The following is a 22,213-nucleotide window of genomic DNA, read 5'->3' on the forward strand; positions in this document are numbered from 1 at the left end:
ATCGGTAAATAAAATTGAAGATAAAATGATAGCTTGGTAACTATTTTTATTATGTTTTTTTCGATAAAATACAATAAAAATAATATAACAGATAAAAACTGTTGTATTACTAAATTATAGAATTAAGAAAAATATTTATATTTTAAATATCATAATTTTAATATAATATTTAAGTATAGTGCCTAAAGTTTTATCTTTTAAATTTATAACGGATTTCTTTATATAAACAAAATATATTTTATAAAGGAGAAGTGTATTCATGGAAAAATTCACTCAAATATTACAGCCGGTGGCTGATAATTTATATATTTCTGCACTAATTGCATTGATTCCTATCGTGTTTTATTTAGTGGCACTTGCTGGATTCAAAGTTAAAGGTTGGCTAACGGGGTTACTTACTCTTGTGGTAGCTATTGTTATAGCCTGTCTGTTCTTTAAAATGCCATTCCATTTTGCTGCATTCTCAACTATTCACGGTATGGTATACGGTATTTTACCGATTGGTTGGATTATTTTAGCATCTGTATTCTTATATAAAATGACTGTTAAGAGTGGTCACTTTGATATTATCAGAGATAGTATCACTTCATTAACAGATGACAGACGTATTCAAGCATTAATTATTGCGTTCTCATTTGGTGCGTTTTTAGAAGGTGCTGCCGGATTTGGTGCACCCGTTGCTATCACAGCTGCATTGTTGGTTGGTTTAGGGTTTAAACCGTTATATGCCGCTGGTGTGTGTATGGTAGCTAATACAGCACCGGTTGCGTTCGGAGCGGTAGGTGCGCCGGTTACTGCGATGGATGGGTTAGCTACTTATGCAAATGGTTCTCCAATACCTGCGGTAGAAATTGCAGCAATGATTGGGCGACAATTACCATTGGTGTCTATTTTCATTCCATTCTACTTAGTATTAATTATGGCAGGATTTAAAAAAGCATTAGAAGTTTGGCCTGCATTATTAGTTTCTGGTGGGACATTCGCTTTAGCACAATTCGTAAGTTCTAACTTCTTGGGTGAACAATTACCGGATATTCTTTCTTCATTAATATCACTTGTATCTATAGTTATCTTGCTTCAATTCTGGAAACCTAAAACTACTTGGAGATTTGCTGACGAAAAAGATTCTGATATGAAAACAAACGAAACTCCTAAACATTCACTAAAAGATATTTTAGTGGCATGGTCACCATTCGTAGTTCTAACAGTATTTATTTTCTTATGGACTATGAAACCTGCTAAAGCATTCTTTAAAACAATTGCACTTAATCCTAAAGTTCCGTTTATTGATGGAAACATTATAAGTTCAGTTTCAGGAAAACCGATTGCAGCCGTATTCAAGTTAGACATTATAGGTTCTATCGGTACGGGTATTTTGGTGGCTGCATTGGTATCTAAATTTATTATTAAACTTAGTTGGAAAGATACAGCTAAAACATTTATTGAAACATTTAACGAAGTAAAAATTGCATTATTGACAATCTGTTTTGTAGTTGGATTTGCTTATATTATGAACGCATCTGGTATGTCTAATACATTAGGTAATGCCTTAGCAGCTACAGGAACAGTATTCAAATTCTTGTCTCCTGCACTTGGTTGGATTGGGGTATTTATTACAGGGTCTGATACATCAGCTAACCTACTGTTTGCGAAACTGCAACAAGTTACAGCAAGCCAAGTTGGTATGGATCCACTATTAGCAGTTGCAGCTAACGCATCTGGTGGTGTTGTCGGTAAAATGATTTCTCCACAATCTATTGCAGTTGCAGCAGCGGCGGTTGGATTAGTTGGTAGAGAATCTGAGTTACTTAAATTTACAGTAAAACACAGCTTTATACTACTGATTATTGTGTGTGCTATTGTTTCACTTCAAGCGATCGGAGTTCTCGGTTGGATGATACCGGTTCACCCATAAAATATTTATAGTTAATTATTTCGAAAAGGTTGAAATTTTGGTTTGAAATTTCGACCTTTTTTTTATTTTTTCTAGTATTTCAATTTACAACCTAGGAAAATAGTGGTATTATTGATAAGTTAGATTAATTATTTAGAATACTATATACAAATATTTATTGATTTGAATATGGTTTAATAAGGAGAAAGAAATGTCTATTAAATTAAGAGATACGGTAAGAAATATTGCGATTATTGCTCACGTCGATCATGGGAAAACTACATTAGTTGACGAGCTTTTAAAACAATCCGGAATATTTCGTTCAAATGAACACGTTGAAGAAAGAGCAATGGACTCTAATGACTTGGAAAGAGAACGTGGCATAACTATTTTAGCTAAGAATACAGCTATTGATTATAAAGGAAGAAGAATTAATATTTTAGATACACCGGGACATGCTGATTTTGGCGGAGAAGTGGAACGTATTATGAAAATGGTTGATGGGGTGCTTCTTGTTGTTGATGCTTATGAAGGAACAATGCCACAAACACGTTTTGTACTAAAAAAAGCCTTAGAACAAAATTTAAAACCTATTGTTGTGGTTAATAAAATTGATAAGGATTCAGCCCGCCCTGAAGAAGTTGTTGATGAAGTTATTGATTTATTTATTGAGCTTGGAGCAAATGATGACCAGTTGGAATTCCCGGTTGTTTATGCTTCGGCGATTAACGGTACTGCATCACTTAAAAGTGATCCGAGTGAACAAGGTGAAAATATGCAATGTCTATATGATACCATTATTGACTATGTACCTGCACCTGTTGATAATAGTGATGAACCGTTACAATTTCAAGTAGCGTTGTTAGATTATAATGATTATGTTGGACGTATTGGGATTGGACGTGTTTTTCGCGGTAGTATGAAGGTAGGAGAATCTGTTTCTCTTATGAAATTGGACGGTACTGTCAAAAACTTTCGTGTAACAAAAATATTTGGTTATTTTGGACTGAAACGAGATGAAATAACAGAGGCTTATGCCGGTGATATAGTTGCAGTAAGCGGTATGGATGATATTAATGTTGGAGAAACAGTTTGTCCAACTGAACAGCAAGAAGCTTTACCGATATTACATATAGATGAGCCTACTTTACAGATGACTTTCTTAGTAAATAATTCTCCATTTGCAGGTAAAGAAGGAAAATTTGTTACAGCACGCAAGTTAGAAGATCGACTAATGCAACAATTAGAAACTGATGTATCATTACGGGTAGAACCTAATACCAATGATTCTTGGATAGTAAGCGGTCGTGGTGAATTACATCTATCAATTTTAATTGAAAACTTACGTCGTGAAGGGTATGAATTGCAAGTATCAAAACCGGAAGTTATTATTCGTAATATCGACGGAATTGATTGTGAACCTGTGGAACGTGTTCAAGTGGATGTTCCGGATGAATCGGTAGGAGCCGTTATTGAATCTTTAGGACAACGTAAAGGTGATATGCTTGACATGCAGGCTGACGGTAATGGGCAAACTCGACTTATATTTAATGTTCCTGCACGTGGTCTTATCGGTTATACAACTGAGTTCATGTCTATGACAAAAGGATATGGAATTATTAATCATACATTTGATTCTTACCAACCTATGCAAAAAGGGAAAGTAGGCGGTCGTCGTAATGGTGTGCTTGTTGCTTTAGAAAACGGACAAGCTACTGCATATTCTATTTCAAGTATAGAAGAACGTGGAACAGTTTTTGTAGAGCCGGGGACAGAAGTATATGGCGGAATGATTGTAGGCGAAAACAGTCGTGAGAATGATATTACCGTAAATATTACAAAAGCAAAAGCTCAAACAAATGTACGTTCATCAACTAAAGATCAGACAGTTACGTTGAAGAAAGCACGTATTATGACGCTTGAAGAAAGTTTAGAGTATTTAAGTGATGATGAGTATTTAGAAGTAACGCCGGAATCAATACGACTACGCAAAAAAGAACTGGATAAATCGGTACGAGAAAAAGCGGCACGTAAAGCAAAATATTCTGAAGAGTAAAAATTATTTAAAAATCGTATAAGGTTATATGCTTTATACGATTTTTTTATCAAACTGCAAATATAGTAACCAATACAGTAAAAATAATGAAAATTAAATATTTTTACTGAAAACGCAGTCAATATAATGGTTATAGGTAAATTCATATATTTTAATAATAGGGAAAATTATTTTATATAAAAAATTATGAATAGCAATTTTATTGGCAATATAAAATAAATATATTTTTATAAATAATATATTTTAAGTTATAATAAAATAATAGATTTTTGTTAATAATTGACATTGTATTTAAAACAATGTTATACTTGTATTGTAATAGTTATATAAAAAAATATAAATTATTTTAATAAAATTATCTATAAAAGGAGGAGCTAATTATGGCTAATAAATATGATGTAGTAATAAAATCAACAGGTATGGGACAAGGGGAACAGGTTCTTGTTGATAATTTAATGAAAGGATTTATCCATACATTAAATCAAAAAGAACACTTACCACAACATATTATATTTTATGGTGAGGGTGTAAAACTGGCAACTAAAGGATCAGATTCTTTAGAGGATTTGACTGAATTAGAACAAAAAGGTGTTAAAATATTATCGTGTGGTATTTGTTTAGATTATTATGACCTAGACGACTTTGTAGAAGTTGGAGGAACTACTACTATGAGTGAAGTAGTTGATATTATTTCGCATAGTGAGTTGGTTATTGAGCCATAATAAAATATGAAGCATTGGGGTAAATAATAGGCGAAAAATACCGGTTGACGAATTTTTATAGTTTAAAAATAATTAAGTCATCGTTTTTCCTTATAGTTTACCTCTTTTTATTATTTATTAAGGAGATTAAAGTATGAAACAATTTAAGCCGTTTACCACAACGCTGATAGGTAGTTTACCACGTTCAAAAAAACTATTGGCGTTGAAAGAACAAACATTATTAACGACAAAGTATAATGAAGCGTATAAAGAACAACTTGAAAAGGAAACAGAGCAAGCAATTAAAATGCAAATTGCTGCCGGAATCGATGTTGTAGTCAGCGGAGAGTTAAATCGTGATAACTATATGAGTTATATTGCGGAGAAAGTGGATGGTGTTGCATTGCTTACTATGGAAGAATTGCGTGAATTAGCTGCCAACGTTGGAGAGTTTGACAAGAGTTTGGAAGAAATGGATGCGGCGGATAATACAATGTGCAGTCCTGTTTGTTTTGATAAAATAGATACGGATGTCCCACTTAATTCGGAAGAATTGGAACGTTTGGAACGAATGACAGATAAGATGTTCAAAATGACAATACCGAGTCCATATTTATTAACTCGTTCAATGTGGATGAAGAAAGTTTCAAGCAGAGCCTATTCTAGTCGTAAAGAATTAGGGAAAGATGTAGTAAAATTACTTATAAATGAAGTTCGCAGATTAGTGAGCAAGGGTGTTAAAATTATCCAAATTGATGAACCTATACTATCAGAAGTAGTGTTCACAAGAGATAAAGGGGAGCAGTCATTTTATTGAGGGGCATTATCAGCGAAAGTCAAGGTTGACAAAGAATTAAATTTTGCTCGTGAATTAATACAAGAAGTATTAAACGAAATAAAAAAACATGATGTATTAAGTGCTATACATGTTTGTCGCGGTAACTGGACGTGTGATGAGAGTGTCTTACTGGAGGGTGCATATGATAAATTAGGTAAGTTTTTTGACTCACTGAATGTTGATATGTTAGCTTTAGAGTTTTCTACCCCTCGTGCCGGAGAAGTTGAAAAATTGTTTGCTAATAATTTTTTAGATACAAAAATTATTCTTGGGTATGGTTGTATTAACCCACGTAATGAACGTGTAGAAACACCGGAAGAAATTGTTAGTGCGGTTGAAAAAGTGTTACAATATTTGCCGCCGGAAAATGTTTGGCTTAATCCTGATTGCGGGTTCGCTACATTTTCCAAACGCCCACTTAATCCTTATCCGATTATTGAGGAAAAATTACGTAATATGGTAAAAGCTGCTGAAATATTGCGTGAAAAATATTGTAAATAATAAACATTGTTATATCTAAGAAATATAATTTTTATTATTTTAAATTTTATTATAAATTAATTGATTTTTCTTGACTAAAGGTGCAGGACTTGATATAATGCTTTTTATACAACTTACAGTAGTTGAGCATTAAGTTACAACTCGAGTATAGATTAGGAGGAATCTAATATGTCAATTGGATATTATGGGATGTCGGGGACTTATATACTATACTTCCTACTGATTATGCTTATTCCTTTATGGGCACAGTATAAGGTAACCAGTACGTATAATAGATATAAAAAAGTAAGAACAAAATCAGGTTTAACAGGCAAAGATGTTGCGGAAATTATTATGCAGGCTAACGGTATTACTGATGTTGAAGTAGTACGTGGAGAAGCTGAATTGTCAGATCATTATGATCCAACAAAGAATATTGTTGTGTTATCGCCGGTAGTTTATGCACAACCGACGGTTGCATCTGTCGCTATAGCAGCGCATGAAGTAGGCCATGTTATTCAAGATAAGGTCGCAGATTATAAACCTATGAGATGGCGACACAGCTTAGTTCCATTAGCAAATTTAGGAGGAAATTTATCAGCAATTCTAATTCTTGTTGGATTTTTACTAACAGGGTTAATAGGACAGTTCGGGTACACTATCGCATGGATAGGTGTAGGGTTTATGATGTTTGCGGTGTTGTTCCAAGTGGTAACACTGCCGGTTGAATTCGATGCATCTAAACGTGCTTTAGAACAGGTAGTAGATTTAAATATAGTTGATGACCAAGAACACAGACATTGCCGTAAAGTATTGACAGCAGCAGCCTTAACTTATGTAGCAGCGGCAGTTGTTGCACTGATGGAAATGTTAAGATTTATCTTTATTCTATTAAATAGTAGAGATTAGTATTTAGACGGCTTCGCAATGAAGTCGTTTTTTATGTAATTAAACTAAGATGTATAGTATCAAGTATGAGAATAAACATTAATAAATGAATTATAGATTTTCATTGCTATAAAGAAAATATTGAGATACAATATTAATATATGTAAATTGAAAGGAATAGGGAATATGGCTAAAGTGGAAGTAAAAAAAATAGTAATGGATATGGTTGCTGAAAATTGTTATATTATTTATAAAAATGGACGTGGTTTAATTGTTGATCCCGGTGCCGGATTTGAAAAAATACAAAAGGCGGTGGAAGAATTAGATGTAAAAATAGAGGCAATTATTTTAACACACGCACATTTTGATCATATTGTATCACTTGAGGAATGTCGTAAATATTATAATGTTCCTGTTTATATTTCAAAAGAAGAAAAAGATTGGTTGGAGAATCCTGATTTTAACGGTTCTAATCAGTTTAGACTAAGGGTACCGGTGGTGGCAAAACCTGCGGAACATGAGTTTGAAGAAAATAAAAAATATGAGTTGGCTGGTATGAGTTTTACGGTATTACCAACTCCTGGACATTCACCGGGTGGAGTATCATTTGATTTTGGTAAATTTATTGTCGTTGGCGATGCACTGTTTAGAAATGGCTTTGGGCGTTATGATTTGTATGGTTCTGATTACTACGCACTAAAAAATTCTATAGGTAATGTTTTGTTTAAACTAGATGGGGAGAAAATCGTTTATCCGGGGCATGGAGATGATACGACTATTGCAAGAGAACGAGATTTGAATTTAATAAGATATTAATTGATTTAAAAGGTGAGTGTGGTTAAATGAAATAATAATGTATTGTAAAATAAAAATAACATATAAAAACATTTTAAGAAATAAGTTTAAATAATTCAGAATATAAAGAGGGATGACCTCTTTTTTTTTCTTTAATAAATAACATATAAATGTTATAATAGATAAGTGCAGAAATCGATATAGATATAGTTTTTATTAAAATGCTAATTCTGTGGGAATATAGCAAGTTAGTAATACAAAAGTATCGATTATATTTTTCTTTAAGGAGTATATAATGATTTATGGTATTGGTTGCGATATTGTCGATATAATCAGATTTGAAAAATATATTGATAATGAACAACGTCTAAATAAATTATACACAAAAAAAGAATTGGAAGATTTTTCTAAAATAACAAACTTTCGAAGAAAGTTAGAATTTTTGGCATCTAGGTTTGCAGTAAAAGAAGCAACTTCTAAAGCGCTTGGTGTCGGAATTTCTAAAACTTTTTCATTTCATGATGTTGAGGTACTAAAGGATAATTTTGGGAAACCATATATAAATTATAAAGATTTTATAACGCATGTTACGATAAGTCATACAGAAACAACTGCAATAGCTTTTGTTGTTTTGGAAAAAGAAGTGTAAGATGTTGTAATATGGATAAAAAATCAAGATTAGATGTTCTATTATTTTGAGAATATAATGTTAATAAGATGTTATTAGATAATTTTGTCGAATATTGAGGTGCAAATATGTTATGGAATATTTTTTCATAAATTAAAAAGTACCGGAAATATACTAAAAAATAATATGGAGTTGTAAAATGTACGAAACTATAACAAAAAATTTAGCTGTTAAGTTGGGAATAAAAGATAAATATATTATCAATGTTTTAAACTTATTAGAAGAAGGAAATACAATAGCTTTTATTGCCAGATATAGAAAAGAATTGACAAATTCTTTAGATGAGGTAGCTATAAAACAAATTCAAGATGAATTTAATTATTTAAAATCTTTACAGGAAAGAAAAGAGGAGGTAATTCGTTTAATTGATGAGAAAGGTTTGTTAACTTCTCAATTAAAAGATGATATATTAGCCCAAGAAAAACTTCAAAGAGTTGAAGATTTATATAGACCGTTTAAAGAAAAAAAGAGAACCAAAGCGACGATTGCAAAAGAGAAGGGCTTAGAGCCATTAGCAGAGTATATTATTAAATTACCGAAAGATGATAAAGTTTTAGAAAAAGCGGCGGAAAAATATATTAATGTAGAAAAAGAAGTAAATTCAAAAGAAGAAGCTATTTCTTATGCTTTAGATATTATTGCCGAAAATATTTCGGATAATGCGAAGTATCGTGAATATGTATTGGAAAATACAAAAAAATATGGCAGTGTTGTTTCAACGTTAAAAAAAGACGGAGCTGAAAAAGATGAAAATACAACCTATAAAAATTATTATGATTACAGCGAAAGAGTATCAAAAATAGCTTCTCATAGAATATTAGCATTAAATAGAGCTGAAAAAGAGGGAATTATCAGAGTTGGTATTGAAAATGATAAAGAACGTCTATGCCAATATATTTTAAAAGGAATAGTAAGAAATCGTGAAACTGTTGTTCGCGAATTATTGTTTTATTGTATAGAAGATAGCATGAAAAGGTTAATTTATCCATCTATCGAAAGAGAAATTCGCAGTGAATTAACAAAAATTGCTGAAGAAGATTCCGTAGGTATTTTTTCTGAGAATTTAAAACAACTACTTATGCAAACTCCTTTAAAAAATAAAAAAGTATTGGGTGTGGATCCGGCGTTTAGAACAGGTTGCAAAATGGCAGTTGTTGATGAATATGGAAATTATATTGATAAAATGGTAATTTATCCACATAAGCCTGCAAGCAAAGAAAAACAGGAGCAGGCAAAAAAAGATATAATTAAGTTTATTAACAAACATAATATTAATTTAATAGCTATAGGTAACGGTACAGCTTCAAGGGAAACAGAAAGTTTCGTGGTAGAAACATTAAAAAATAATAACCTAAAAATTGACTATGTAATAGTAAATGAAGCGGGGGCTAGTGTTTATTCAGCCAGCGAAATAGCACGTGAAGAATTTCCGGATTTTAATGTTGAAGAAAGAAGTGCAGTATCAATTGCAAGACGTATTCAAGATCCGTTAAGTGAACTTGTAAAAATAGATCCGAAATCTATTGGGGTAGGACAGTATCAACATGATATTACTCAAAAATATTTGGAAAAAGAATTAGGTTTTGTGGTAGAAACGGCGGTAAATAAAGTTGGTGTTAACGTAAACACCGCTTCGGTATCTTTGTTGTCTTATGTTTCGGGAATAAATAAACAGATTGCGAAAAATATAGTTGAATATCGTAAGGAAAATGGTAAAATAGAAACAATAAAAGAAATTTCTAAAGTACCACGTCTTGGTAAAAAAACTTTTGAACAATGTGTTGGATTTTTCAGAATACCGGACGGTGATAATGTTTTTGATAGAACAGGAATTCACCCGGAAAGTTACAAAATAGCAGAGGATTTGTTAAAAGAACTGGGTGTTAAAACTGATGAAATAGGGACTAAAGAATTTAAAGAAAAAGTAGATAATATTAATATAAAAGTTCTTGCTGAAAAACTAAATGCAGGAGTGGAAACTTTAAAAGATATAATACAGGATCTGAAACGACCGGCACGTGATGAAAGAGAATTATTTGATAAACCACTTTTAAAATCAGATATATTGACAATAGAAGATTTAAAAGTTGGTGTTAAATTAGCAGGTACAATTAGAAATATTACGCAATTTGGTGCTTTTGTCGATGTCGGTTTAAAACAAGATGCTTTAATTCATATTTCAAAAATAAGTAAAAGTTATATAAAAAATCCGTTAGATGTCCTTCACGTTGGGCAAATAGTAGATGTTTTCGTAATAGAAATAGATGCAAAACGTGGACGAGTATCCTTGGCGATGTTTAACGATTAGGAGGGAATGTGTAGCCAATGAATAAACATAAATATTTACCAAGTATAGATAGTTTGAGAGCAATTGCAGTGCTTGCGGTAATTATTTATCATATTGATGTTAACTATTTGCCAGGTGGTTTTTTAGGAGTAGATTTATTTTTCGTCCTTTCCGGTTATTTGATTAGTTCATTAATTATAAAAGAGTATAAAAAAACAGGAACGTTGAATTTGTATAATTTTTATATTCGTCGTGCGAGAAGATTACTGCCGGCAGTTTATTTTATGATAACTGTAGTATTGATAATTATTACTCTATTTAATGGAGTTTTATTAAATAAAAGTCATTTGGATGCAGTGTTTGGATACATTTATACTAGTAACTGGTGGTATATTTTCCACAAGTTAAATTATTTTGATTCTTTCGGTTCGCAAAGTCCATTCAAACACCTTTGGTCACTTGCTATTGAAGAACAGTTTTATATGTTTTTCCCATTAATATTTTTAATATTCAATCGCAAGAAAAAAAATAATGATAACAGTTATAAAATAAATAAAAACTTTAAATACATTGTTTTAGGTTTAATAAGTATATCATTAATTGTCCATATACCATTATTTGATATTAATAATGTTAGTCGAATTTACTTTGGAACGGATACTCGTGCTTTTTCGCTTTTAGTTGGGGTAATGGGGGCGATATTATATCCAATGGAAAAATTAAGTGAAAAAGTAACTTTAAAAGAAAATAGATTGTATAGCCTGATTTCATTAATCTCTATTATGTCGCTTATAGCAGTAATGTTATACACTTCTGAATATAATATATGGTTATATCGTGGTGGATTTTTATTAGTCGCTGTACTTTGTTTAGTAGTTATAATTTCTACCGGACGTCAACATACATTTATGTCGAAGATATTGTCGTTTAAACCTATTGTTTTTATTGGAAAGATTTCTTATAGTTTATATTTATGGCATTTTCCGATTTTGGTATTGACAACACCGGTTTCAGAAATAGGAAGCCCTAAAATATTTTATGTTATATTAAGAATTGTTTTAACATTTATTGTAGCGACAGCCAGTTATATGCTGATAGAAACTCCAATAAGAAAATTAGGTTTTGTTAACTTTATAAATCTCTTGTTCAAAAGAATTACAAACTTAAGATTAAAAACACGAAAAATAATAATAACGATGGGAAGTTTAGCGACGCTGATTTTTATAATGGGATTATTTGGCAAAGGTGTTCCGTTCGTCTCGACAGCATTTGTAAAGGAGATGGCTAACACGGGAGAAAGTCAATTTGTGGAAAATAATGAAAACAATACGGGTAATAATCAGCAAGGCAATAATGAGAAACAAGAAGAAAAGCAAGAAAAAGAACAAGGAGAATATACAACACTTATCGTTTTAGGAGATTCTCTTACCGTTGATATCGGTAAAAAAATGAAAGAAAAATATCCGGGAGTTTTAATTAACGGGAAGATAAGTAGACAATTAACTGAAGCTGCTACTGTTGCAAATAGCTATGCAAAATATAATAGTGAAGATACAGCTATAGTATTTCAACTTGGAACAAACGGCCCGTTTACTGAAAGTCAATTAGAAACTTTAATCAAAAAATTTGATAAATCGGATATTTACTTTGTTAATGTAAGAGTACCACGTGCTTGGGAGAAAACTGTAAATACAGAATTAAACAGTATAAAAGAAAAACATCCTAATGTTACAGTAATAGATTGGTATTCTGTGGCAATTCAACACCCCGAATATTTTGAACCTGATAAAGTTCATTTAGTTCAAACCGGAGTAGATGAAATGATATCTTTAATACAGAAAAGTTTTAAAAAACAGATAAATTTAAAATAATACTATAAATGAAAAAACAAAACTACGGAGAATTTCTCTTTGTTTTGTTTTTTACTTAAGAAAATACTTTTGGAGGAAATGTCATGAAAACTCGTTCAAGTGGTGTACTTATGCATATTACATCATTGCCCAATAAGTTAGGAATTGGAACTTTTGGAAAAAGTGCATATGATTTTGTCGATTTTTTAGAAGAAACAGAGCAAACGTATTGGCAAATATTGCCATTAACAACAACAAGTTATGGAGATTCTCCTTATCAATCATTTTCTGCCGTAGCCGGAAATACGAATTTGATTGATTTTGATTTATTGAAAGAGGACGGATTATTAACAAAAGAAGACTATTTTACTGTTAATTTTGGTAATGATTTAGCGGTAGTAGATTATGCGTTACTTTATGAAAAAAGACGACCGATATTGGAAAAAGCGGTGATAAATGCGTTAGAAAATATTAAATATGCAGATGAAATAGAATTATTTAAAAATAATAATGAAAGTTGGTTAGTTGATTATGCTGAGTATATGGCGATAAAAGAACATTTCGGGTATCAAACATTTATTTATTGGGAAAATGATATAAAAAGAGCAAAACCTTGTGTACGTGAACAATATCGTCTGAAATTGGCTGATATAATAGAATATTATACGGTAACACAATATTTTTTCTTTAAACAATGGTTTGAATTAAAAGGATATGCTAATAAAAAAGGTATTAAAATTATAGGTGATATGCCGATTTATGTGTCAGCTGACAGCGTTGAAATGTGGACAAAGCCTGAGTTATTTAAAGTAGATAATAATAATGATCCGCTTTATGTAGCGGGTTGCCCGGCAGATGATTTCAGTTCAGAAGGGCAGCTATGGGGGAATCCGGTCTATAATTGGGAAAAACATAAAGAGCAGAATTTTAGATGGTGGGTATATCGCATTAAGGAAAGTTTTAAATTATATGATGTATTAAGAATAGACCATTTTAAAGGTTTTTCTGATTATTGGCAGGTTGAAAAAGCGGCGATTACAGCTAAAGTAGGTACGTGGGAAGAAGGACCCGGTATTGAGCTGTTTGAAGCGGTAAAAAAACAACTAGGTACTTTACCTATTATTGCGGAAAATTTAGGATTTATAGATTCGAAGGTTGAAAAATTACTGTTGGATTTGGGATACCCCGGTATGAAGGTACTTCAATTTGCGTTTGGCGGAGGGGATAACCTTTATTTACCGCATCATTATACGCAAAACAGTGTTGCGTATACGGGAACGCATGATAATGATGTTGTGAATGGTTGGTATAGCGAACTTGATGATCAAGGGAAGATGTTTGTTAATACTTATCTAGATAGACGAGCAGATGAATCTATAACACAAGCAATGATACGTGGTATTCACTCATCTGCGAGTAACTTGTCAATTATAACAATGCAAGATTTATTGGATAAAGGAGCGGATAGTCGTATGAATATACCGTCAACGGTCGGCGGGAACTGGCAGTGGCGTATGAAAGCTGGAGAGTTAGAGGAAAAACATAAAAAATTTTTAAAAGAAATCACTATATTATACTCACGAGAAAGGGTAACTAATGCAACAAATATTTAGTGAATTGATTTTAATAGGGTGAATAGATAATTAAGCAATAAAGAGGCTTGCATCATAGTGTTCTCCGCTATGTAAAAAACCAAACTGGAAAAAAACTTATTGATAGCTACAGGCAATGTTCATTGATTTGGGAATGTGCTTTAAAGAGCTTTTCCCAAATCTAATGAACCGTGCGTAGTAGCTCAATAAGAGAAGCTTCTTTTCAAGTTAGTCTTCTCATATTTTATATAATTTTATTGTAAAATATATTAAAATGCCGGTGTGGCATGCCCTTTCGGTTTAAGCTCTTTATTGATATAATCTTTTATTTTTTCACTTGCAAGAGCCTTTTTAAGAGCAGTTATTTTTTTGTCATCTTTATTGTCTTCACGTGCAACGATAGAGATAGCAAATGTTAAATCTCCCTCTTTTTCAAGAATAAGACCATTTTTATCAGGAGTTAATCCTAATTTAGAAATATACGTTGGATAGTTAAACACTAAATCTTTTTCATTGTATGCTTCATTTAAGTTTAATAAGCTTACTTTAGTAAATTTGAGATTTTTAGGATTATCTTTAATATCATTTTCCGTCACAGTGAAACTATCGGGATTATTAAGAGTAATTACTTTTGCATGTGCTAATAAACGTAAAGCACGTGCTAAATTAGTAGGATCAGATGGGATAGCAATATCAGCACCATTTTTTAAATCTTTAATGTCTTTTATATTTTTTGAATAAAAAGATACAGTTGCATTATAAATTGGTTGAACTGCTACCAGATGAGCGTTGTTTTTTTGATTGAACTGTTCCATAAATGGTTTATGTTGGAAAAAGTTGGCATCTACTTCTTTATTATTTAATGCTACATTAGCTTGAACATTATCGGATACTTTAACAATTTCAAGATTATAACCTTCTTTTTGAAGATCTTCTTTAATCATCTCCAACATATCCGTCATCGGTGAGGTGTGAGAAGCTACTTTGATAGTAGTTTTTTCTTCTTTGTTATGGCTGTCATTTTTAGTTGAACAAGCTGTTAAGATTAATACTAATGCTAGTAAACTAACAGTAAATGATAGTAATTTTTTCATTAAAATATCTCCTTAATTAGAATATTTTATATATGATTGTATGTTTTATTAATATTTAGAGGAAATTATAAAAATCAATTTATTATAATTGTTATTAAGTATAATTATTGAAAAGTTAGAATGTTTTTATTTTATCGGAATTATAATTAAAACCGGTGTGAACTTTAAAGTATTGATGATAATGTTTTATTTTTCTTTTTTATTCGTAAAGAGTTTTGCCAAGCTATAGCCTATTGATTGAATAATAAATACATAAATAATGAATATAATAACAATCAGATACATAAGATTATAATTATACTCTTGATAACCGTATCTAAAAGCATATTCACCTAATCCGCCGGCACCAATAACTCCCATAACGGTAGTATATGCCAGTAAGCTAATAGTAGTGTATGTAAAAGATAAAATTAAATTATCTATTGTTGCAGGTAATAAAAAGTATCTGATAATTTGTATTCTGGTAGCCCCCATACTAATAGCTCTATCAACGATTTTTTTCGGAACATTAATCAATGCCTGTTCAACAAACCGTGTATAAACACTGATACCTACAAGAGTGAGCGGTAGTATAGCTGCAATATTACCGAATGATGTTTTGAATAAAAATCTGTTAACAGGTATTAAAATAAATATAAATATTAAAAATGGAACACTGCGAAGAGCGTTAAGTAAAATACTGACAATTTCATAAATTATTCTATTTTTTAATAGATAATCTTTGCTAAGCGCAAATAGAATAATACCTAACGGTAATGAAATAATTAAAATTGTAATCATAGAAACTGTCATCATATAGTTAGTTTCCCAAAACGCTTTTGATATTCCGTCGTAGTTTGTTTTAAATAAGCTAATCATTTAATAAAAACTCCTTTACGTAATTATAGTAATTATTATTATAGTCATCATGTTCTTTTTTGTTAGGAGTAATAATATCTCTAATAGTAGAGTTATCAATAATAATAATCTTGTCACAGAAGTTTTTAAGAAGGGATAAACTATGAGAAATCATTATGATAGAAATATCCGTAGTTTTTCTTAATTTGTTAAGAAGAGAGAAAATTTCTTTTTCACTATTCGCATCTAATGCAGAGCTAATTTCGTCACAGAGTAATATTTCCGGTTCTTGAAGAAGAGCCATTGCTATTGCAACTTTCTGTTGTTCACCGCCGCTAAGACGACCGCAAAGACTATTTTTAAGATGAATGATATTCATAAATTCAAGAATGTTATTTATTTTATTTTTATCAACAGGGCTTTTATTAAGTTTATAAATTAAACTTAGATGATAATAAACGGTTTTATTATCAATAAGATTTGAATGTTGAAAGATATAAGCCAAATTTTTTCTCATTTTACGTAATAAAGCCTTATCCAGTGAATTAATTGATATATTTTTATATAAAATTTCTCCGCTGTCATAAGGAACTATCCCATTAATCATTTTTAAGATAGTGCTTTTTCCGGTGCCGTTACGACCTATAATGCCGATGACTTCTTTTTTATTAACATCAAAGGAGATGTTATTTAACTTAAAATTAGCATTTTTGTATTCTTTTGATACATTTTTTAATTGAACTATCATAATTTACCTCCAAAAAAACTATATCATTTTCAGAAAATGTTTTCAAGAAATTTGTACTCTTAAATTAAAATATATCGTTCATATTAATAAAATTAATATAACTAAGTTTATAGAACTGTTATTCTAAAAAAAATATGAAACTAGTACAATCCCATCTGTTAATTAAGTAATAACTGTTTAAATTTTGACTAAACAGGAAATGCTTCAAAGATAAGATATTAATCTATAAATATATTGTGTTTTGTAAAATAACATACACAATAATCATGGAAAGTTATAACTAAATTATTTCTTTATTTATTTGAAACAATGGTATATAATTAAGATTATGTTTGAATAAGATACTGCAAAATTGTTATCACAGATATAACAAAAATAGTAGATGAAATTTAATTAGGTTATAATTTTAAAAACTTAAAAAATACTGTTAATTTTAATGATTATGGAGAAAAAACTAATGACTGAAATAAAAGCGATATTTTTTGATATAGATGGAACAATAAGAAGTTTTAAAACAAAAACTATTCCGGAAAACACTAAAAATACATTAAAAAAATTAAAAGAACAAGGTATAAAAATTTTTATTGCAACAGGGAGAGCACCCTTTCATATAAAGTTTTTAGATGAATTATTAGATTTTGAATTTGACGGCTATATTACTATTAATGGGCAGTATTGTTTTTTAAATAATGGAGAAGTGTTAAATAATAATATGTTATCAAAAGAAGATATAAAAAATGTTTTACCTTATTTTAAAAAAAATAATATAGCTTGTGATTTTACTTTATTAGAAGGAGCATTCATAAATTTAAAAAACGAGAGGGTACAGTGGCTTGAAAAAGAATTAGGAGATTCAACTCGTTTTGTAATAGATGAGCATGCTTATGAAAATGCCCTTAAAGAAAAAATTTATCAACTCAATGTTTTTGTAGGAGAAGATGAAGAAGAGGAATTTTTAAAATATATGCCAAATTCAAAATCAGCTCGTTGGACAACTCATTTTACCGATGTTATTCCAAAAGATGGGGGGAAAAATAGAGGAATAGATGCTATTATAAATTATTTTGGAATAAAATTGGAAGAAACCATGTCTTTTGGTGACGGTGGAAATGATATTGATATGATAAAACATGCCGGTATAGGTGTTGCAATGGAAAATGGTCGTGATGATGTAAAAGAAGTTGCAGATTTTATCACAACCAGTGTTGATGACGACGGTATAACTAATGCGTTGAAACATTTTGATATATTATAAAATTTGTAACGGTGGTACAAATTAAAAGTGGTAAAACCTTGAAGATAGAATGTATCTTCAAGGTTTATTTTCAGTTAGTTATCAAATTTTTTTATAAAGTTATTTACAACATCTTTCGACATAAGAACAGAAAGTTTATCTCCGGAAAGGAGAATAGTATCACCTTTTGGAATAATTTCTTTGCCGTTTCGTTCTATATTTGAAATAAGAATATTTTTAGTCCATGGTATTTCGCTGATCTTTTTATTAATCAGATTGCTGTCATTGGTTACTGTGGTAATGATTTCTACTTCCATTTCTTTTTCTATATCTTTTATATCATTTGTTGTAAGAATTCTGTCAAGTAAATACTCATAAACCGGTTTTGTCCCAAGAATATTTGCTGTAAAGTATGCGAATAAGCAACAAAGGGCGATAGGAAGAAAGTAGTTTAATTTTTGTGTCATCTCAAACAAAAGAATAATTGAAGTAATAGGGCTTCTAACGATTGCGGTCAAGTAGCCGGACATTGAAAGAATGATAAACAATGCTGCATATTTTTCATCAAAAAAATTACCGAAAAGAGTTCCGAGAATTGCACCTTGAATAAGAATGGGTAAAAATATACCGCCGGCAACACCGGATGTAAATGAAATCAGGGAGAACAATGTTTTTATAAAGTATAAAATTAATAAAAACATTATACTAAATTTATTTTCTATTAAAAACTCTACCAAACTGTGACCGCTCCCAAGAACTATCGGGTAAAAAATAAAGAGTATAAAAGATACTAAAAAAGCAATTTGCGGTCTAAATACTATACTTAGATTTAATCGTTCATATAGTTTAAATAAAATTTTTATGACAGTATTGTAAAACGTTCCGAAAATTCCCAATAAAATACCGAGTAAGGCAACCCAAGGATAAATACTAACCTCAACGTAAGAAATATCAGGGAATTTGAATATTGCCGTTAAACCGAAAATATACTGCCCGACAATATTAGCTACGACAGCAGCACTGAAGCAACAAATAATAATTTTTTTAGTTATATGTTTATGAACTTCCTCAATAGAAAACAGTACTCCGGCAAGCGGTGCGCCAAAAGCTATGGAAAGCCCTGCACTTGCTCCACAGGTAATAAGATACTTTTCTTTAATATTATTTTTTTTCAAAAATCTTGAAACTAATTTACCGCTCATTGCTCCAAGTTGAATGGACGGACCTTCACGACCTAAAGATAATCCGCCTAAACTGGCAACAAAGCCGCCGGTGATTTTATATATTAAAACTTTTAGAGGGTTTGAGTTAAGTCTACCCGTTATTTCTGCGGAAACTTGTGGTATACCACTACCACTAGCCATAGGTTCACGTTTTAATAAAAAGCCGGAAAAAAGGGCGAGTAAAATTAAAATTCCTAACAAAGAAAATTTAAAAATAAAACTGGTTTTAATGAATTCTGCTGTAAAATGCACAATTTTTTCACTCCACCCTATAAGAAGACGATAACTGGCACCAATCACTCCGGCTACTAATCCGACAATAATTCCATCTAAGAGCAAGGAAGATTCCATTTTAAAATTTTTATTATCTATGTAATTAATTTTATTAATTTTCACAAGGTACTCCCTTCAAAATAAATATATCTACTAAACATTGTACTCTTATTTATAAGAAAAATCAAAATAATTTTTAGCTATAAGTATAATTTATTATAAAAAATATAGAAAGTATGATAGAATATGAATATATTTAATGCAGAAAGGAGAAGAGTTGATGAATGTGTTGTTAATAATAGGTGTTATTTTATTGGCTATTGCACTAGGATTATACGCTTTTTGGTTAAAACTTTTGAAGGGAAAACCGGGAAGAATCGCGGGTGCTGATGTTGAGAAAAAAACATTTGAAGAGGCACTTGTAGTTGATGTTCGCTGGCGAAAAGAGTATGCACGTGGTCATGCTATTAATGCGGTGAGTTTACCAATAAAATTATTTAAAAATGGCAGCGATGTTTTAGATGATTATAAAGATAAGGATATTATTTTATACTGTGTTGTAGATGTTACATCACGTAATACAGAAAAATTATTAATAGAACGTGGTTTTACTAAGCTTCATATTGGGGACGGAATTAAACAATATGACTATGGTACGGCTATATATACAAATACGTTGTTATCTGAATTTAAGTATCGTATTTCGGTTAGCAAAAATTATCAACTTCTCAATTTAGGAGAAGAGATATTAGATGATAAAGAATTTAAAATATTACCTAAAGAAGTAGACAATATTTTGGAAAAAATGGATAAAGAATCGGAAATTTTTGTTTATAGTGAAAATCCTGAACAAAATAAAGAAGTATGTAAAAAATTAGGATTAGCCGGTTATACTATTATAAATTTAGTTGAACCATTTAATATAAAGAAATATAGAGATGCTTTTTATAATAAAAGCGATTATGAAGAAAATCCGGCAGAAGAGATAACTTCTGATTGTGGCTGAGCACCTTCAGATTAAATGATAGGTTATCATTAAAATATATGAGGAACGGGAGTAAGATTAAATTTAAAATTATTGGCTCTGTGTCAAATACGGGGCATGAGAAAAAATAAGGATAAAATGCTAAGCAATGCAGTGTTGCTTGGCATTTTTCAAAACGCCCTTAAAAGAAATATTATTTTTATACTCAGAAACAAATAACCTAGAAACAACTAAAATGCGTAATCTAAAGTTATAAAAGCTATTATAACCATAAGAAACTCTCTTTAAAACCTTTATCTTATTATTAATACCCTCCAAAGAACCATTAGAGATAGAATACCTAACACTATTAAGCATATACTCTTTATGTTTTCTCATAGTATTAATAGCCTTACTAACACCATCAGATAAACCGATAGTAGATTTTTCAATTAATTCTTTAAACTCCAACTCATTTCTATACCTTATCGCATATCTAATATCCTGAACTCTCTCATAGCTAGCCTTAAATATACAATCTAATCCTAATAAATAATCTAAAATATCACGTCTAGTAACTAAACTCCTAAAACTCCTATTGAAGAAAAACCTACCATGAGTAACATTACTTTCATCTTCTAATATTAACTTCCAATTATTTTTTAAAAGAGTATAATTAATACCTTTTTGTTTTTTGTAAATATTCATTAGCTTAACTCTAGTTCTATTAAGTTCTCTATTAACATTTTGAATAAAGTTCTCTATTAACATTTTGAATAATATGAAACCTATCTATAACAATTTCAGCATTAGGAAACTTATTTCTAATCAACTTCATATAAGGAGTATAAATATCAATACAAATAGCCTTAACATTACTTCTAGCCTCTTTAGAAAATCTGGAAAAATAATTATTTAAAATATACTCAGTTCTACCATCAACTATATCAATAATCTCATGAGTTAAAGCATCTAAAAAAATAAAACTCATACCATTTTTACTATCTTTAGTAAACTTTAACTCATCAAAGCATAAATACTCAGGTAAGGTATTATAGTTAAGAATGTCTACATGGGATTTACATTTATAAAGAGTTCTTATAACAGTATTAACCGATACATTATTCATTTTGGCTATTTGTTTAAAAGATAAAGTATCAGCTAAATCACTCATTATAGAAAACTTAACATTTTTAGAAATACTACAGTATTTATCTACAAAAGAAGTAGTAGCTACAAATTTTTTATTACAAGTTTTACACTTGAAACGTTGCTTTCTTAGTTCCAAATAAGCAGGGATACCTGATATTTTTAATAGATTAATTCTAGTAAGTTCATTAAAGCCGTTTTTAACTACAGTATAACCTTTATTAAGACAACCACAGCATTCACACTTCTTGGGTTTATATGTTAAGGTACCTTTGAATACAAAGTACTTTTGATTATTTTTTATAGTTTCGTTATGTGTTTTCTCAATAGTTATATTTTTATCTTTTATTTGTAGTAGGTTTTTAATGAATTCTCCCTCTTTTATTTCTTTTGTTTTTGTGTTAAAATTATTCATGACAGATATCCTTTCATAGTTTATTTTTTTTTGCACTTTAATTATATTGGATATTTGTCTTTTTGTATATTAAAAAACAATACGGGGTATGGATTTTTTTTCATGCCCCGTATTTATTATACAACCAAATTATTCCGGTTCTTTTTATTTATCTTGTATAAAAAATTATTTTCTATGTTATAATATAGCTTATAATAAATAAAAAAT

At 30.3% G+C, this 22,213-nt stretch carries 18 protein-coding genes; 12 read left to right on the forward strand and 6 right to left on the reverse strand.

Going from position 1 to position 22,213, the window contains the following annotated elements:
• Window positions 1-259: 259 nt before the first annotated feature.
• From BQ7358_RS01870 to malQ, 10 genes are all read left to right on the forward strand, one after another.
• Complete coding sequence (locus BQ7358_RS01870; protein WP_062173003.1) at window positions 260-1,915, forward strand: L-lactate permease; 1,656 nt, start codon at window positions 260-262, stop codon at window positions 1,913-1,915.
• A gap of 190 nt (window positions 1,916-2,105) precedes the next feature.
• Window positions 2,106-3,950, forward strand: coding sequence for a translational GTPase TypA (gene typA, locus BQ7358_RS01875; RefSeq protein WP_062173004.1), 1,845 nt, complete (start codon window positions 2,106-2,108; stop codon window positions 3,948-3,950).
• A 380-nt stretch (window positions 3,951-4,330) separates the two neighbouring features.
• Window positions 4,331-4,672, forward strand: a complete 342-nt coding sequence (gene yedF, locus BQ7358_RS01880; protein ID WP_062173005.1) for a sulfurtransferase-like selenium metabolism protein YedF — start codon at window positions 4,331-4,333, stop codon at window positions 4,670-4,672.
• A 133-nt stretch (window positions 4,673-4,805) separates the two neighbouring features.
• Entirely contained in the window at window positions 4,806-5,990 is a 1,185-nt protein-coding gene (locus tag BQ7358_RS09125) for a cobalamin-independent methionine synthase II family protein (protein ID WP_265736671.1), read from the forward strand.
• 189 nt (window positions 5,991-6,179) lie between these two features.
• Entirely contained in the window at window positions 6,180-6,878 is a 699-nt protein-coding gene (locus BQ7358_RS01895; RefSeq protein ID WP_062174681.1) for a zinc metallopeptidase, read from the forward strand.
• Window positions 6,879-7,043: 165 nt separating this feature from the next.
• Complete coding sequence (locus tag BQ7358_RS01900; protein WP_062173008.1) at window positions 7,044-7,673, forward strand: MBL fold metallo-hydrolase; 630 nt, start codon at window positions 7,044-7,046, stop codon at window positions 7,671-7,673.
• A 274-nt stretch (window positions 7,674-7,947) separates the two neighbouring features.
• Window positions 7,948-8,301 (forward strand): holo-ACP synthase, encoded by a 354-nt coding sequence (gene acpS, locus BQ7358_RS01905; protein WP_062173009.1) that lies wholly within the window; start codon window positions 7,948-7,950, stop codon window positions 8,299-8,301.
• Between the two features lie 178 nt (window positions 8,302-8,479).
• Window positions 8,480-10,648, forward strand: coding sequence for a Tex family protein (locus BQ7358_RS01910; RefSeq protein WP_062173010.1), 2,169 nt, complete (start codon window positions 8,480-8,482; stop codon window positions 10,646-10,648).
• 17 nt (window positions 10,649-10,665) lie between these two features.
• Entirely contained in the window at window positions 10,666-12,498 is a 1,833-nt protein-coding gene (locus BQ7358_RS01915) for an acyltransferase family protein (RefSeq protein WP_072520149.1), read from the forward strand.
• Between the two features lie 83 nt (window positions 12,499-12,581).
• Window positions 12,582-14,090 (forward strand): 4-alpha-glucanotransferase, encoded by a 1,509-nt coding sequence (gene malQ, locus BQ7358_RS01920; RefSeq protein ID WP_072520150.1) that lies wholly within the window; start codon window positions 12,582-12,584, stop codon window positions 14,088-14,090.
• A gap of 248 nt (window positions 14,091-14,338) precedes the next feature.
• On the opposite strand, the gene BQ7358_RS01925 is transcribed toward malQ, so the two are convergent.
• From BQ7358_RS01925 to BQ7358_RS01935, 3 genes are all read right to left on the reverse strand, one after another.
• Complete coding sequence (locus BQ7358_RS01925; RefSeq protein WP_062173012.1) at window positions 14,339-15,163, reverse strand: MetQ/NlpA family ABC transporter substrate-binding protein; 825 nt, start codon at window positions 15,161-15,163, stop codon at window positions 14,339-14,341.
• Window positions 15,164-15,349: 186 nt separating this feature from the next.
• A complete protein-coding gene (locus BQ7358_RS01930) occupies window positions 15,350-16,021 on the reverse strand; it encodes a methionine ABC transporter permease (RefSeq protein WP_062173013.1) in 672 nt (223 codons plus the stop codon).
• Entirely contained in the window at window positions 16,014-16,748 is a 735-nt protein-coding gene (locus BQ7358_RS01935; RefSeq protein ID WP_062173014.1) for an ATP-binding cassette domain-containing protein, read from the reverse strand. The genes BQ7358_RS01930 and BQ7358_RS01935 overlap by 8 nt, the downstream gene beginning before the upstream one ends.
• A 457-nt stretch (window positions 16,749-17,205) precedes the next feature.
• Between BQ7358_RS01935 and BQ7358_RS01940 the strand changes: the two genes are divergently transcribed.
• On the forward strand, window positions 17,206-18,003 hold the full coding sequence (locus BQ7358_RS01940) for a Cof-type HAD-IIB family hydrolase (RefSeq protein ID WP_062173015.1): 798 nt from the start codon (window positions 17,206-17,208) through the stop codon (window positions 18,001-18,003).
• 74 nt (window positions 18,004-18,077) lie between these two features.
• Here the strand turns inward: BQ7358_RS01940 and BQ7358_RS01945 are convergent, their stop codons facing one another.
• Entirely contained in the window at window positions 18,078-19,601 is a 1,524-nt protein-coding gene (locus BQ7358_RS01945; protein ID WP_062173016.1) for a ClC family H(+)/Cl(-) exchange transporter, read from the reverse strand.
• Window positions 19,602-19,758: 157 nt separating this feature from the next.
• On the opposite strand from BQ7358_RS01945, the gene BQ7358_RS01950 reads away from it, so the two are divergent.
• Window positions 19,759-20,484, forward strand: coding sequence for a rhodanese-like domain-containing protein (locus tag BQ7358_RS01950; protein WP_062173017.1), 726 nt, complete (start codon window positions 19,759-19,761; stop codon window positions 20,482-20,484).
• Between the two features lie 120 nt (window positions 20,485-20,604).
• Here the strand turns inward: BQ7358_RS01950 and BQ7358_RS08885 are convergent, their stop codons facing one another.
• Window positions 20,605-21,213, reverse strand: a complete 609-nt coding sequence (locus BQ7358_RS08885) for a transposase (protein ID WP_234971553.1) — start codon at window positions 21,211-21,213, stop codon at window positions 20,605-20,607.
• Window positions 21,182-22,006, reverse strand: coding sequence for an ISL3 family transposase (locus BQ7358_RS08890; RefSeq protein WP_062172723.1), 825 nt, complete (start codon window positions 22,004-22,006; stop codon window positions 21,182-21,184). The genes BQ7358_RS08885 and BQ7358_RS08890 overlap by 32 nt, the downstream gene beginning before the upstream one ends.
• Between the last annotated feature and the right edge of the window lie 207 nt (window positions 22,007-22,213).

It is taken from the genome of Gemella massiliensis, from assembly GCF_900120125.1.
GTDB classification, from domain to species: Bacteria; Bacillota; Bacilli; order Staphylococcales; family Gemellaceae; genus Gemella; species Gemella massiliensis.

What these genes read in the sequence shown, in the direction of transcription:
- BQ7358_RS01870 (WP_062173003.1), top strand. Translation starts at nt 260, where the DNA reads ATGGAAAAATTCACTCAAATATTACAGCCGGTGGCTGATAATTTATAT.
- typA (WP_062173004.1), top strand. Translation starts at nt 2,106, where the DNA reads ATGTCTATTAAATTAAGAGATACGGTAAGAAATATTGCGATTATTGCT.
- yedF (WP_062173005.1), top strand. Translation starts at nt 4,331, where the DNA reads ATGGCTAATAAATATGATGTAGTAATAAAATCAACAGGTATGGGACAA.
- BQ7358_RS01895 (WP_062174681.1), top strand. Translation starts at nt 6,180, where the DNA reads ATGTCGGGGACTTATATACTATACTTCCTACTGATTATGCTTATTCCT.
- BQ7358_RS01900 (WP_062173008.1), top strand. Translation starts at nt 7,044, where the DNA reads ATGGCTAAAGTGGAAGTAAAAAAAATAGTAATGGATATGGTTGCTGAA.
- acpS (WP_062173009.1), top strand. Translation starts at nt 7,948, where the DNA reads ATGATTTATGGTATTGGTTGCGATATTGTCGATATAATCAGATTTGAA.
- BQ7358_RS01910 (WP_062173010.1), top strand. Translation starts at nt 8,480, where the DNA reads ATGTACGAAACTATAACAAAAAATTTAGCTGTTAAGTTGGGAATAAAA.
- BQ7358_RS01915 (WP_072520149.1), top strand. Translation starts at nt 10,666, where the DNA reads ATGAATAAACATAAATATTTACCAAGTATAGATAGTTTGAGAGCAATT.
- malQ (WP_072520150.1), top strand. Translation starts at nt 12,582, where the DNA reads ATGAAAACTCGTTCAAGTGGTGTACTTATGCATATTACATCATTGCCC.
- BQ7358_RS01925 (WP_062173012.1), bottom strand. Translation starts at nt 15,163, where the DNA reads ATGAAAAAATTACTATCATTTACTGTTAGTTTACTAGCATTAGTATTA.
- BQ7358_RS01930 (WP_062173013.1), bottom strand. Translation starts at nt 16,021, where the DNA reads ATGATTAGCTTATTTAAAACAAACTACGACGGAATATCAAAAGCGTTT.
- BQ7358_RS01935 (WP_062173014.1), bottom strand. Translation starts at nt 16,748, where the DNA reads ATGATAGTTCAATTAAAAAATGTATCAAAAGAATACAAAAATGCTAAT.
- BQ7358_RS01940 (WP_062173015.1), top strand. Translation starts at nt 17,206, where the DNA reads ATGACTGAAATAAAAGCGATATTTTTTGATATAGATGGAACAATAAGA.
- BQ7358_RS01950 (WP_062173017.1), top strand. Translation starts at nt 19,759, where the DNA reads ATGAATGTGTTGTTAATAATAGGTGTTATTTTATTGGCTATTGCACTA.
- BQ7358_RS08885 (WP_234971553.1), bottom strand. Translation starts at nt 21,213, where the DNA reads ATGTTAATAGAGAACTTTATTCAAAATGTTAATAGAGAACTTAATAGA.
- BQ7358_RS08890 (WP_062172723.1), bottom strand. Translation starts at nt 22,006, where the DNA reads ATGAATAATTTTAACACAAAAACAAAAGAAATAAAAGAGGGAGAATTC.